1 protein-coding gene is annotated in these 14,302 nt (G+C 64.8%); it reads right to left on the bottom strand.

Going from position 1 to position 14,302, the window contains the following annotated elements:
* Position 1 precedes the first annotated feature (1 nt).
* On the bottom strand, positions 2-14,206 hold the full coding sequence (locus N436_RS06550) for a non-ribosomal peptide synthase/polyketide synthase (RefSeq protein ID WP_110740651.1): 14,205 nt from the start codon (positions 14,204-14,206) through the stop codon (positions 2-4).
* Positions 14,207-14,302 lie beyond the last annotated feature (96 nt).

The following is a 14,302-nucleotide window of genomic DNA, read 5'->3' as shown; positions in this document are numbered from 1 at the left end:
TTCAAACACTCTCCAGTTCTGCCAGGAAATCACTCAACTCATCGACATCCGCTGCGCTGGCAGGCGCCAGCTCAGCCATCGTCGCCACGTAGTCCGCAAGTCGCCCGGCACCGAACAAGGCCGAAAGCGGCACCTCCAGCCCCAGCAGCAACTGCACGCGCTGGGTCGCCTGGACTGCCAGCAGCGAATGCCCGCCCAGCTCGAAGAAGTTGTCGTTCATACCGACCCTTTCAAGCTTCAGCACATCGGCCCAGATCGCTGCCACCTGCACTTCAAGTTCGCTGCAAGGCGCCACGAAACCTTGCTGAAGCGTGTTTGCATCCGGTGCAGGCAGGGCTTTGCGGTCCAACTTGCCATTGGGGGTCAGTGGCAGAGCGTCCAGCGCGACGAAGTGCGCCGGGACCATGTATTCCGGGAGCATGGCCTTCAGGTACTCACGCAGGGTGTCGCGAAGCGACTGCATGCACGCATCAGCCACAAGGTACGCGACCAGTTGCCGCCCACCCGGGCCTTCGCTATCGATCACCACCGCTTCGCGAATGGCGGGATGCGCAAGCAGCTTGAGTTCGATCTCGCCCAGCTCGATGCGGAAGCCACGGATCTTCACCTGATGATCGATACGCCCGATGTACTCGATCATGCCGTCGTTGCGATAGGACGCCAGATCACCTGTCCGGTACAGACGGCCTCCGCCATGCTCGGAAGTGTCGAAAGGATCGGGCAGGAATTTCTCCGCGGTCAGTGCCGGACGCCCCAGGTAGCCCCGGGCAAGACCGGCACCGGTAAGGCAGAGCTCGCCCGCAACACCGGACGGCATGGATTTACCATTGATGTCCAGCGTGTACGCTGTCGTGTTCGCGATAGGCCGGCCAATATTGGCTCGCCCACCGGACTCACGGCGGGTCCAGGTGGAATAGGTGGTGTCTTCGGACGGCCCGTACAGGTCGTAGACATGCTCCACGTGGCCCAGTGCATAGAGCCTGTCCACCACTGGCTGCCGCAAGGGTTCGCCTGCCAGGTTGACAATGCGCACGCTCGCAGGCAGCGAACCGGCGTCGAGCAGCGCCTTGATGGCCGAGGGCACGGTATTGACCAGGCGTACGCGTTCTCGCGCCGCCAGGTAGGGCAGTTCCAGCGCATTCTGCGCGAGCACCGCGTAGCCACCCGCAGCCAGCGTGACAAACAGCTCCCATACCGACAGGTCGAAACAGATGGACGTCGATGCCAGCACGCCTTGCAGGTCCTGCGTGGTGTAGACCGTACGCGCCCAGCCGATCAGCGCCGTGACATTGCGGTGCTCGATCAGCACACCTTTGGGCAGCCCCGTGGATCCCGAGGTGTAGATGCTCAGTGCCAGGCTGCCCGGCGCGGTGACATTGTCCAGATTCCCATCAGCGTCATCTCGCAGCTGCAACCGGTCAAGCAGCAAGACTTCGGCCGTCCCGCCCTGCGGCAAGCGATCCGCCAGCGAAGCCTGGGACAGCAACAGACGAGCCTGACTGTCCTGCATCATGTAGGCCAGGCGATCACGGGGGTAGAGAGGGTCCAGCGGCACATACGCACCGCCTGCCTTCAAGATGGCAAGCAGACCGATCACCATCTCCAGGCTGCGCTCGAGTGCGACCCCTACCAGCACATCCGGGCCCACCCCGCGTTCGCGAAGGTGGTGCGCCAACTGGTTGGCACGCCGGTTGAGCTGCTGATAGGTCAGGTGTTGGTCGCCGAATATCAGCGCGGTGGCATTCGGCGTGCGAGCGGCCTGCGCTTCGATCAACAGGTGTACACAAGGCGCGTCCGAAAGCGACAAGGCATCACCGTGTCGATGAGCGAGGTCCTGCAGGTCCTCGTCCTGGGTCGTCATTGCCAGGTCACCCAGCCTCTGATCTGCACCACTGACCAGCGCCTGCAACAGCGTGCCGAAGTGGCGGGCGATCTGCGCGATGCTTTCTTGCGTGAAACACTGGCGGTCGTAGCTGTAGTGCACCGACAGGTGCGTACCTGCGCCAATCGCCAAGGTCAGCGGCACGCTCGACTGTTCATGCCCGTGCACGTTGCCGAACACGAGCCCGGCGGGTGCGCTCTGCTGCAGAGCATCGCCGACCGGGTAGTTCTCGAACACCAGCAAGGTATCGAACAGCCCTTCCCCACCCGATCCGGCCCAGCGCTGGATGTCGTACAAGGGGCTGTGTTCGTATTCGCGCAGCGCCAGGTTCTGCGCCTGCAGTTGCTGCACCCATTCCGCCACCCGCTGCTGCGGACGCGGGTTGGCGACCACCGGCAGCGTGTTGATGAACAGCCCCAGCTGTTGCTCGACACCGCGCAGCTCCGCTGGGCGACCGGATACCGTCGCACCGAAGCTCACGCACGATTGCCCGGTGTAACGCTGCAAAAGCAGCAGCCACGCCGCTTGCACCAAGGTATTGACGGTCACCCGCTGCTGCCGGGCAAAAGCAGCCAGCGCCTGCGTCTGCTGCTCGCTCAAGCGCTGCTGGTGTTCACCGTAGCCGGTACCCAGGCGGGCCTTGTCCTGACGCATGGCCAGTGCCAGGCGCGTAGGCTCGTTCAGGTCATGCAACTGCTGCTGCCAGAAGGCCTGAGCTTGCAGGGCATCCTGGCGCTGCAGCCATTCGATGTAATCGCGATAGCGGCCCGTCAGCCCACCGTTCGGCACCCCGGCATAAGCCTGGAGCACCTCAGCGAGCAACTGCGCATTGCTCCAGCCATCCATCAGAATGTGATGGCTGGTGAAGACCAGATGGCACGATGCTTCGCTGGTGCGGATAACCGCCAGGCGCAGCAGGGGGTCATGCTGCAGGTCGAAGCCCTTGCGCAGATCCGCTTCGGCCCAGCTGTCCAGGGCCGCACCCTGCTCGGCGATGCCGGCCCAGTCCAGGTACGTGAACGGCAATTCGAGCTGCCTGCGAATGACCTGCAGCGGGTGCTGGAAGCAGGTCACGAAGTTGGCCCTGAGCACCTCATGGCGATCGACAGCAGCCTGCCAGGCGAGCCTGAAGCGTGGCACGTCGAGCCCTTTGACGTCGACGCGCATCTGGTTGATGTAATGCCCCCCGCCTTGCTCGAACAGGCTGTGGAACAGCATGCCCTGCTGCATGGGCGCAAGGGGATAGAGGTCTTCGATCTGCGCCGCCGGAACAGGCAGGCTGTCCAGTTGGACCTGGGTCAGCCCGGCCAGCGGAACATCCGAAGGCGTCAAACCTGCGTGGGTATCCGCCAGGCAATGCTCGACAATCGCCTTGAGCTCGGCAGCGAACTGGTCGGCCAGGCGCTGCACCGTGTCAACGTTGAACAGGTCGCGGCTGAAGGTCCACTCAAGGTTCAGCTCACCGGCATAGACCTGGCCATTGATCGACAACCAATTGTCCAGCGGCGCTTCGCTGCTCTGGCTGGCGCCGGCGCTTTCGCCAGCAGGCACCAGGAACGCCGACGCATCGGCGTCCGAGCCCGGCGCGAAGCTGCCGTCGAACTGCCCCAGGTAGTTGAAGGTGATGCGGGGGTTCGGCAACTGCGCAAGCGCTGCGCGGGCCTGCTCATCGCCCAGGTAGCGCAGGGCACCGTAGCCGATGCCTTTGTCCGGGATCGACCGTAGCTGTTCCTTGATCCGCTTGATCGACGCATCAAGCGTCTGCTCCGGGCTCAGTCGCACCGGGAACACGCTGGTGAACCAGCCCACGGTCCGCGTCAGGTCAATGGTATCGAACAACTCTTCGCGGCCATGCCCCTCCAGTTGCACGAGCACGTCGCTGCGCTGGGTCCAGCGTGCGATGACGCGGGCCAGTGCGGTCAGCAGCAAGTCGTTGACCTGCGTACGGTAGGCAGCAGGTGCTTGTTGCAGCAGTTGCCGGGTACTGGCCGAATCAAGACGGGTGCGGGCGGTGCCGACATGCATGCCATGCAACGAGCCACCCGGGTTGTCGCAAGGCAGGTCTGCATCAGCCTGGCCGAGTTGCGCCTGCCAGTAAGCCAGCTGCGCCTGCAGCGTTTCGCTGCGTGCGTAGCGCTGCAAGTGCGCAGCCCACGCCTGGGTCGCGCTGGTCTTGGCTGGCAGGTCGACTGGCTGGCCGGCGTGCAACTGGCGGTAGGCGGTTTGCAGGTCTTCCAGCAGCACGCGCCAGGACACCCCGTCCACCACCAGGTGATGGATCGCCAGCAACACGCGCTGGCTGCCATCCGCGAGGGTTGCCAGCAATGCCCGCAGCAACGGGCCACGCTGCAGGTCAAGGCTACCCTGGACGTCATTGCACAACGCTTCAAGCGCCTCGGCATCCGCCACAGTAGCCTGCCACAGCAGACCTTGCTGTGGCTCTGGCGAACCGTAACGAGCCGTCCATTCACCCTCTGCACAATCGAAGCGCAGGCGCAGCGCGTCATGGTGGATCACCAGGGCCTGAAGCGCTTGCTCCAGTGCCTGGCTGTCGAGCGCCTGACCTGCCTTGAGCAACAGCGCCTGGTTCCAGTGGTGGCGCTGGGCAATGTCCTGCTCGAAGAACGATTGCTGGATCGGCAGCAGCAGGGTCTGGCCAGTGGCAGCCTTCTGCTCGATCAGCAATCCGCCTTCGTCCCCTTGCCTGGCGACCGAGGCCAGCCCTTGGACGGTCTGGTGCTGGAACAGCTCTTTGGGGGTGAAGCGGATACCCGCCTGGCGCGCGCGGCTGACCACCTGGATCGAAATGATGGAATCGCCACCCAGTTCGAAGAAGTTGTCGGACAGCCCCACCTTGTCGACTTTCAGAACATCCGCCCAGATCCCGGCGATGGTCTGCTCCAGCGCATTTCGAGGTGCCACGTACACTTGCTGCAGCTGAGTGACGTCAGGCGCTGGCAGGCCCTTGCGGTCCAGCTTGCCATTGGGCGTGAGCGGCAACGTGTCGAGGAATACCAGGTGCGTGGGCACCATGTAGTCCGGCAAGGTCGCCTTGAGGTGATCGCGCAGTTCGCTGCGCAGCAGGCTTTGCCCCGGCAGGTCGTCGAGTTGCACATCCGCACTGACCAGATACGCGGCGAGCTGCTTGCCGCCTGGGCCCTGGATGTCGATGACCACACTTTCGCGCACCGCCGGGTGATCCTGCAACCGCGCCTCGATCTCGCCAAGCTCGATACGGAAACCGCGGATCTTGACCTGATGGTCGATGCGCCCCAGATAGTCAACCAGACCGTCGGCGCGGGTGCGGGTCAGGTCACCGCTGCGGTAGACCCGCTCGCCGTTCGCGGCGAACGGGTCGGGGACGAAGCGCTCGGCGGTCAGGCTTGGGCGGTCGAGATAGCCACGCGCCAGGCAGAGCCCGCCGAGGAACAGTTCGCCACTGTGCCCCAACGGCACCAGGTTGAGGCTGGCGTCGAGGACATAACTGCGGCGACGCCCGACCAGGCGGCCGATAGGCGCGTAGGCCGCGCCGCAGGTATCGCCTGGCGACGCGCTCCAGAGCAACGGTGTGACCACGGTTTCGGTCGGCCCGTAGCCGTTGAAGATGTATTGCGGGCGCAGGGCCTGCCAGGCCAGCTCGTATCCGGCTTGCGGTACGGCATCACCACCGAAGCAATAAATGCGCACCGGTGGCGGGTTGCCCACGCGCAGGGCATGCTCGGCCAGCTGTTGCAGATAGACCGGCGGGAACACGGCAATGGTCACGCCATGCCGGTGCATCTCGGCGTAGGCCTGCTCGGGCAGCCACAGGCTGTCGTCACGCACCAGCACACTGGCGCCGTTGATCAGCAGGTGCATCCAGGCCTCATGGGCGCCATCGAACGCGAAGGACATGAAGTGCAACTCGCAATCCTGCGGGCCGGTTTCATAGCGTTCACCGTTGGCCAGAATGTGCGAGGCCAGAGGCCCGTGCGCCACTGCGACACCCTTGGGCATGCCGGTCGAACCCGAGGTGTAGATCACATAGGCAAGGTTGTGCTTTGACAGCGCCACCTCGGGCGCCGTGTCCGGGCCTTGTTGCCAGGCGGCCGGCAGGTCCACCGCCAGCGTCGGCAACCCTTGCGGGATTGGCAGCGTGCCCAGCACATCGCTCTGCGTCAGCACCAAGGCCGCAGCGCAGTCCTGCATCATGTAGCGCAGGCGGTCCTGCGGATAGGCGATGTCCAGCGGCACATACACGCCACCTGCCTTGAGCACCGCCATGAACGCCACCATGATGTCGGTGGAGCGGCGCATGGCGATGACCACCCTGACCTCCGGGCCGACGCCTTGCTCGATCAAGCGGTGCGCCAGGCGATTGGCCTGCGCATCGAGTTGGCGGTAGCTCAGGCATTGATCGTCGAAGCGGATCGCGATGGCTTCGGGGGTGCGGGCAACCTGGTCTGCGAACAGTTGATGGACGAAACGGTCGTCCGGATGGTCGTCGCCAGTCTGGTCCCACCTTGCCAACAGTTGCTCACGCTCCTGGCTGCCCAGCATCGCCAGTTCGGCGACACGCTGATGGGGTTGACGCACGATGTCGGCCAGCAGGTTGCACCAATGCTGCGCCAGCGCCTCGATGCGCGGGCGGTCGAACAGCGACGTGGCGTAGACCAGCGAGGCCCCCAGCCCGTCGGCATGCTCGAAGGTATCAAGGGTCAGGTCGAACTGTGCGGTATAGCGCTCCCAGGCCATGCCTTGAACTTCCAGCCCGGGCAGGCTGCGCGCCTGCCCCCGCTGTTCGGTCTGGTGATTGTAGAGCGCCTGGAACAGCGGGCTGTGGCTCAGGCTGCGCTCAGGGTGCAGCGCCTCGACCAACTGCTCGAACGGCAGATCCTGATGAGCCTGGGCCGCCAGGGCCGTCTGACGCGTTTGCTCAAGCAGCTGGCTGAAGGTGGTGTGCAGGTCGAACTCGGCCTTGAGCACCTGGGTATTGACGAAGAAGCCGATCAGGCGCTCGGTTTCCAGGCGGTTACGGTTAGCGATCGGCACCCCGACGCGAATATCGTCCTGCCCCGAATAGCGGTGCAACAGGGTCTGGAAGCTGGCCAACAGCAGCATGAACAGGCTGACGCCCTGCTGCTGGGCCAATGCCTTGAGCGCGTGCACGAGGTCGCGGTCCAGGTCGATGGCGAAACTGGCGCCGGCGAAGTCCTGGTTAGCCGGGCGCGGGCGATCGCCGGGCAGTTCGAGCACCGGCTGCCGGTCGCCCAGCTGGGCCTTCCAGTAGGCCAGCTGGCGCTCACGCTCACCGGCCTCCATCCACTGCCGCTGCCATACGGCGTAGTCGGCGTACTGGACAGGCAGCGCAGGCAACTGCGCCGCCTGCCCGTTGCGCAGCCCTTGGTACAACTGCACCAGTTCATCGACCATCACCGGCATCGACCAGCCATCGGAGACGATATGGTGCAAGGTCAGTACGAGGACATGGTCATCCTCGGTCACGCGCAACAGTTTCACGCGCAACAACGGCCCGTGCTCCAAATCGAAGGGGCGTTGCGTCTCTGCCTCGACCAGGCGCTTGAGCAGCGCGGCCTGTTCGTCTCCCTCGCACGGTTCGACTCCTTCGCAGGCCAGGCTGAACGGCTGCGCCGGGTGGATCACCTGCAGGGCTTGGTCACCGGCCTGGCGGAAGGTGGTACGCAGGGTCTCGTGCCGCGCGATCAGCGCTTCGAAACTCAGGCGCAGTGCCTCGACATCCAGCTCGCCGCGCAGTCGCAAGACCGTGGCCATGTTGTAGGCGGTACTTTCAGGGGCCATCTGCCAGAAGAACCACTGCCGCTGCTGGGCATAAGACAAGGCCAACGGCTGCGTGCGGTCGACCGGCTGCAACGCCAGGGCAGGCGCGTGCGTGCCCTGCCCTGCCAAGGCGACGAAATCAGCCAGCACCGGGGCTTCGAAAAGCGTGCGCAGGGGTATTTCCAGGCCCAGGGCCTGGCGAATGCGCGAGGTGACCTGGGTAGCCAGCAACGAATGCCCGCCCAGTTCGAAGAAATGGTCGGTCAGGCCGATGCGTTCAACCTTGAGGACCTGAGCCCAGATGGCTGCAATCTGTTTTTCGCGTTCGCTGCGAGCGGGCACGTAGGCAGGCTGGTCGAGGCTCAGGTCGGGCCTTGGCAGCGCCTTGCGGTCCAGCTTGCCGTTCGGCGTCAGCGGCAATTGGCCGAGGAACATCAGGTGCGCCGGAACCATGTAGTCCGGCAATGCAGCCTTGAGGTGGCTTGACAGGTTTTCACGCAGCGCATCCTGCGGCTCAACACCGCCCTCGATCACCAGATAGGCGACCAGTTGCTTGCCGGTGGGCCCGTCGATGTCGATGACCTGCGCTTCACGCACCCTGGCATGCTCTTGCAGTCGCGCTTCGATCTCGCCCAGTTCGATGCGCAGGCCGCGAATCTTGACTTGATGGTCGATGCGACCGACATAGTCGAGAACACCCTCGACACGCGCGCTTGCCAGATCACCGGTACGGTACAGACGGCCGCCGCCGACCGGGTCGAACGGGTCGGGAATGAAACGCTCGGCGGTCAGCGCCGGGCGGTTGAAATAGCCACGGGCGAGGCAGCCGCGACCACCGATCAGCAGTTCGTTCACCCAACCGGCCGGGGCCAGGACAAGGCCATCGTCACAGACATAGGTCACCCTGCCGCCCACCGCCCGCCCGATCGGCACGATGGCCTTGCCACCGGCACCCGGCTGCAAGCCTGCACAGTCCTGAACAGTGGTTACCACGGTCGCTTCGGTAGGCCCATAGGTATTGAGCAGACGTGCCTGCTGCAATCCGCTGGCGTACCAGTCGCCAAGGCTTTCCATCGGCATGGCTTCACCGCCCACGTGCACCTGACGCAGCGACGCGCAGGCGCCGGCGGGCAGCTTTTCCGCCGCCAGCATGCGCCAGTAGGCGGTGGTCAGGTCCGCCACGGTGATGCCGTGGGTGACGATGGCCTGCTTGAGGGTTTCGATGTCCCACAGCTGCGAGCCGCGCATGACGACCCGGGCACCGCAACACAAGGCCGGGTAGAGCTGCTCGACAAAACCGTCGAAGTTGACCGTGGCGAACTGCAGCACCCGATCACTGGCATCGAGCCGCGAATAGTCAGCCGCCACACTGCAGAACACCGACAGCTCCCGATGAGCGATGGCCACACCTTTGGGCTTGCCGGTGGACCCGGAGGTGTAGATCACATAAGCCAGGTTGTCGGGGACGGTCAGGCTCACCGGGTTGGCCGCACTGTAGTTGCCCAGCCACTGCTCATCCGCCTGCATTTCAAGGCAGGTCACCGTTGTGGAAACCGGCAGCATCGGTGCCAGGTGGGGCTGGGTCAGGAGCAGGTGAACACCGCTGTCCTGCATCATGAAACGCAGGCGCTCGTGCGGGTACTGCGGGTCGAGCGGCACATAGGCACCACCGGCCTTGAGAATGCCAAGCAGGCCTACCACCATGTCCAGGCTGCGTTCCACGGCGATGCCAACACGCACCTCAGGCCCCACGCCAAGCTCGCGCAGCTTGTGGGCCAACTGGTTGGCGCGGCGGTTGAGTGCCTGATACGTCAGTGCCTGATCATCGAGGACCAGCGCCGTAGCCTCCGGTGCGCGCAGAACCTGCGCCTCGAACAGCTGATGCACGCCGAGGCCTTCGGCGAAACGCAAGGGGGCCGGGTCGACGGTTTCGAGTGCCAGCTTGTGCTGGGCAGCCGACAGCAAAGGCAGCTCGGCCACCGGCAATGCCGCGTCCTTGGCCAGGGCGCCCAGCAGGTTGACCCAGACCGATGCCAGGCGTTCGATACGCTCGACGTCGAACAGGTCCGATGCATAGCCAAAGGAAGCGATCACACCATCGCTGCGTTCGAGGGTGTCCAGCGACAGGTCGAACTGCGTGGTGTGTTCGACCAGGTCGACCTCCTCGACACGCAGCCCTTGCACGCTGTCGCCGGAGACCCGCTCGCCAAGGTCGCTCAGGTGGTTGTACATGACCTGGAACAGTGGGTTGTGGCCCAACCCCCGCTCGGGTTTGAGCGCTTCCACCAGCACATCGAAGGGGATGTCCTTGTTCGCCTGAGCCTGCAGGGTGGTCTCCTTGACCGCCAGCAACAAGTACCTGAAGGACTGCAACGGATCGACCGCCACGCGAGCGACCAGTGTGTTGACGAAGAAACCGATCAGCCCTTCCAGCTCAAGGCGATTGCGGTTGGTCACCGGCATGCCGATGTTGAGCGTTTCGCGCCCGCTGTAGCGCGACAGCAGCAGTGCGAACGAGGCCAGGAACACATGGAACAGCGTGGCATTGGCAGCAACCGCCAGGCGCTGCAGATCGGCGGTGAGCGCGGCAGGCAGGAGCACATCCACGCGCCCGCCGCGATAGCTCTGGACCTGAGGGCGAATACGGTCTGCAGGCAGTTCGAGGACTGAAAAATCGTCTTCCAGCGTGGTTTTCCAGAATGCCAGCTGGGCCTGCAGCTCGCCCGAGGCCAGGCGTTCGCGCTGCCAGGCAGCGTAATCGGCGTACTGCACCGCCAGCGCCTGGCGTTCGAGCGACTGCCCGGTGGTGTGGGCGTTGTAGACGGCAGCCAGCTCGCGGACCATGACGCTCATGGACCAGCCGTCCGAGACGATGTGGTGCAACAGCACGGTCAGCACCTGCTCCTGCGAGCCACCCTGGAACAGCTTGACCCGAATCAGCGGCCCCTGTTCGAGGTCGAAGGGCGTAAGCGCCTCGTCCTGTAGGCGCTGCTGCAGCGCCCGGCCGTCGGCAGTGCTGAGGTCATGGTACTCGATGCACGGCGACGCTGCGGGCAGTATGCGCTGCCGGGGGATGCCGTCATGCTCTTCGAAGATCGTGCGCAGGGATTCATGGCGCATCACCAGCGCATCGAACGCGGCCTGCAACGCGGCCCGGTCCACCTGGCCTTGCAAGCGGATGGCCAGGGGGGTGTTGTAGGCGGTGCTTTGCGGGTGCAGCTTCCAGAACATCCACTGGCGATACTGAGCGTGCGAAACCTGCAGCGGCACCGTCCGGTCCAGCACCTGGATCTCGCCCCCGGCGACCTGCTCCAGCCCCTGCAGCGCCTCGACGAAACCGGACAGGTCGGCAGTGTCGAACAGCACCCGCAAGGCCACGTCCAGGCGCAGTTGCTGCCTGATCCGCGAGACCACCTGAGTGGCCAGCAGCGAATGGCCACCCAAGGCGAAGAAATTGTCGTCGAGGCCGACCTGGGCCTGTTGCAACACGTCGGCCCAAATGGCCGCGACCTGCATCTGCAGTGCGGTCTCGGGAGCCCGGTAAAGGGCCGTGACAGCGACCGGCTCAGGCAATGCCTTGACGTCGACCTTGCCGTTGAGGGTTACCGGCAGATGCTCCAGCAGCATCAGGTAATGCGGCACCAGATGCTCAGGCAGGGCGAGCTTCAACGCGGCCCGGATACCGTCGACGACTGCTTGACGGGCTTCGTCCTGCGCAGCCCAGTGCTGCGGGACCAGGTAGGCGGCCAGCTGCCGATCGGCGTCTTCGCCAACCACGCGCACAACGGCGCTTTCGATTCCCGGCAACTGCCGCAGACAGGCATCGATCTCGGCCAGTTCGACGCGGTAACCGCGAATCTTCACCTGGCCATCGATGCGCCCGGCAAAAATGCATTCGCCGTCAGCGTTCAGGCGTACCCAGTCGCCGGTACGGTACATCCTCGCACCCTCGGTGCCGCAGGGGTCGGGCACGAAGCGTTCGGCGGTCAGCGCCGCCTGGCCCAGGTAGCCACGCGCAAGCCCTGCACCGGCGATATAGAGCTCCCCCCTGGCCTTGCCGGGCACGGGCTGAAGGCAGCTGTCCAGTGCATGGGCGCGCAGGTTTTCCAGCGGCTGGCCGAGCACCGGGCGATCCTGCAGGGCATGGGTAAGGACGCCGACCGTTGTCTCGGTGGGGCCATAGTGGTTGATCACCTCGAGGTCGGGCGCCAAGGCCTTGATGCGGCCCAGAAGCGCCGCAGTGCACGCTTCGCCTCCGACCACCAGGCAGCGCCGTGGCAAGGCCTCGGCACCTGCGGCGAGCATGGCCTGCAAGTGCGAGGGGACGATCTTCAGTGCATCGATGGCATGCGCCTGCAGGTAGGCGGCGAAGACCTGGGCATCGAGCACGGTCTCCTTGGGCAGCATGTGCAGGGTCTTGCCGTAGCACAGTGCACCGAACAGCATGGTGTGGCCAAGGTCGGCCGCCGGCGTGGTGACCATCGCCAGGTTGGCGATCTGGTCCATGGGCAGGCGTTGGCTGACGCCGCGCACGTAGTTGACCAAGGCGCCATGGCTGACCGCGACGCCCTTGGGCTTGCCGGTGGTGCCAGAGGTGTAGATGACATAGGCAAGGTTGTCGGCATGGACCGCCACCTTGGGCGCCGACGCTGACGGGTAGTCGCCCGCCACGTCAATCGCTGCGACGCCTTCAGGCAGGCTGATCTGCCCCGCTCGGCCCACTACCCACTTGACCTCGCTGTCGGCAAGCATGAAGTCGATGCGCGACTGGGGCTGGTCAGGGTCCAGCGGCAGGTAGGCGGCACCGGCCTTGAGCACGGCCAGGATGCCGATGAGCATCTCGCAGGACCGGTCGGCCACCACGCCGACCCGCTGATCCGGCTGTACGCCACGCGCCAGCAGTGCGTGGGCCAGGGCATCCGAGCGTGCCTGCACGGTGGCATAGCTGATTCGACCCGCGTCGCCGCTCGCTGCAAGGCCTTGCAGGTTGAGGTTGGCGGCCGTTTCGATCAGGTGATGAACGCACAGGCCGGGCGTTTGCGCCCCGGCAGCTTGCGGCTCCAGCGGCTGTACCGCCTGGGTCGCCAAGGGCAGCTCGCCGACCGCAGTGGCGGGCGATTGGGTCAGCCCGTCGAGCAGTCGCAACCAGTCCTCGCCGAAACCGATGATCGTGGCTTCTTCGAAGACATCCAGCGCATAGGTGAACACCGCGTGCAGACGCCCGGCGCTTTCATAGGTGTCCAGGGAAAGGTCGAAGCGAGCGCTGTGCTTGTCCAGGGCGACTTTTTCCAGCGTCAGCCCACTGCCAAGGCGGACCTGACCGGCGTCGGCGATGGCCGCCTGATGGTTGAACAGCACCTGGAACAACGGGCTTTGCGCGCTGCTGCGATCCAGTTCGAGCGCCTCGACCAGGCGCTCGAACGGCAGGTCCTGGTGCGCCTGGGCGCCCAGGGCGGTGTCTTTGACCCGGCCGAGTAGCTGGCTCACATCCATGAGCGGGTCGATATCGGTATGCAGCACCTGGGTGTTGATGAAGCAACCGATCAAGCCTTCTACTTCGGTACGGTGGCGGTTGGCGACCGGAACACCGACGCGGATGGCGCGCTGGCCACTGTAGCGTTGCAGCAGCAGCTTGAACGATGCCAGCAGCACCATGAACAGGGTAACCCCTTGGGCACTGGCCAACGCCCTGAGACGCTCGGCAAGCGCTGGGTCGACCTGCAACTCGCGCCGCGCGCCGCGATGGCTCGGTGCGCCGACACGGGAATGGTCGAGCGGCAGCTCAAGCACGGCATGATCATCGCCCAGCTTCTCGCGCCAGTAGCTCAGCTGTCGCTCCTGCTCACCGGCTTCCAGCCAGCTGCGTTGCCACAGCGCATAGTCGCGGTACTGGATGGGCAGCGCCGGCAGGGTCGCTTCGCTGCCCTGACAGGCAGCATCGTACAAGCGCACGAACTCGTCGATCAGCACGTTCAGCGACCAGCCATCGGCCACGATGTGGTGCAGGGTGAGCAGCAGCACGTGCTCGTCGGTAGCCAATTGCAGCAGGTTCACGCGCAACAGCGGCCCTTGCAGCAGGTTGAAAGGTGCCTGCGCCTGGGCTTCTGCCAGTGACGCGACACGGGCCTCGCGTTGCGCCGCTGCCAGGGCGGTGAGGTCGTGCTCGACGATGGCAACGGCCTCGGCAGCGAGGACCTCCTGGTACAGATGCTCACCCTGGGTACGCAGGCGCGTACGCAGGCTCTCGTGGCGCGCAACCAGGTGATCGAACGCTTGCTGCAGGGCCTGGCGGTCGAGCTTGCCCTTCAGGCGCACGGCCATGGGCAGGTTGTAGGCAGCGCCCTGGGGGTCCAGCTGCCAGAGAAACGACATACGCCGCTGGGCGTAGGACAACCCATCGCGGTCATCGCAGGCAACATCGGCAGGGATCGGAAACAAGGAAAAATCAACGCCCTCTGCCTTTAGCCCGGCCAGGAACAAACGGCGTTTCTCCGGCGGCAGTTCGATAAAGCGGCGAGCGAGTTTCAACGAGTTTTCGGCATTCATGCAATGCGTCCTTAGCGATAGGAAGCGGGACCACAGGGCCCAGTCATCCCTCAAAGACGAAACAGCCGCGAGCTGATTTAGCCAAAGCCCCGACCA

Origin of the sequence: Pseudomonas sp. RV120224-01b (genome assembly GCF_003208145.1) — a bacterium.
In the GTDB taxonomy this organism is placed as follows: Bacteria; Pseudomonadota; Gammaproteobacteria; order Pseudomonadales; family Pseudomonadaceae; genus Aquipseudomonas; species Aquipseudomonas monteilii.
Note: the sequence above shows the minus strand (reverse complement) of the source record. Positions and strands in the feature narration are given on the sequence as shown.

Excerpts from the sequence above, each read along its gene's own strand:
- N436_RS06550 (WP_110740651.1), bottom strand. The coding sequence starts at position 14,206 with ATGAATGCCGAAAACTCGTTGAAACTCGCTCGCCGCTTTATCGAACTG.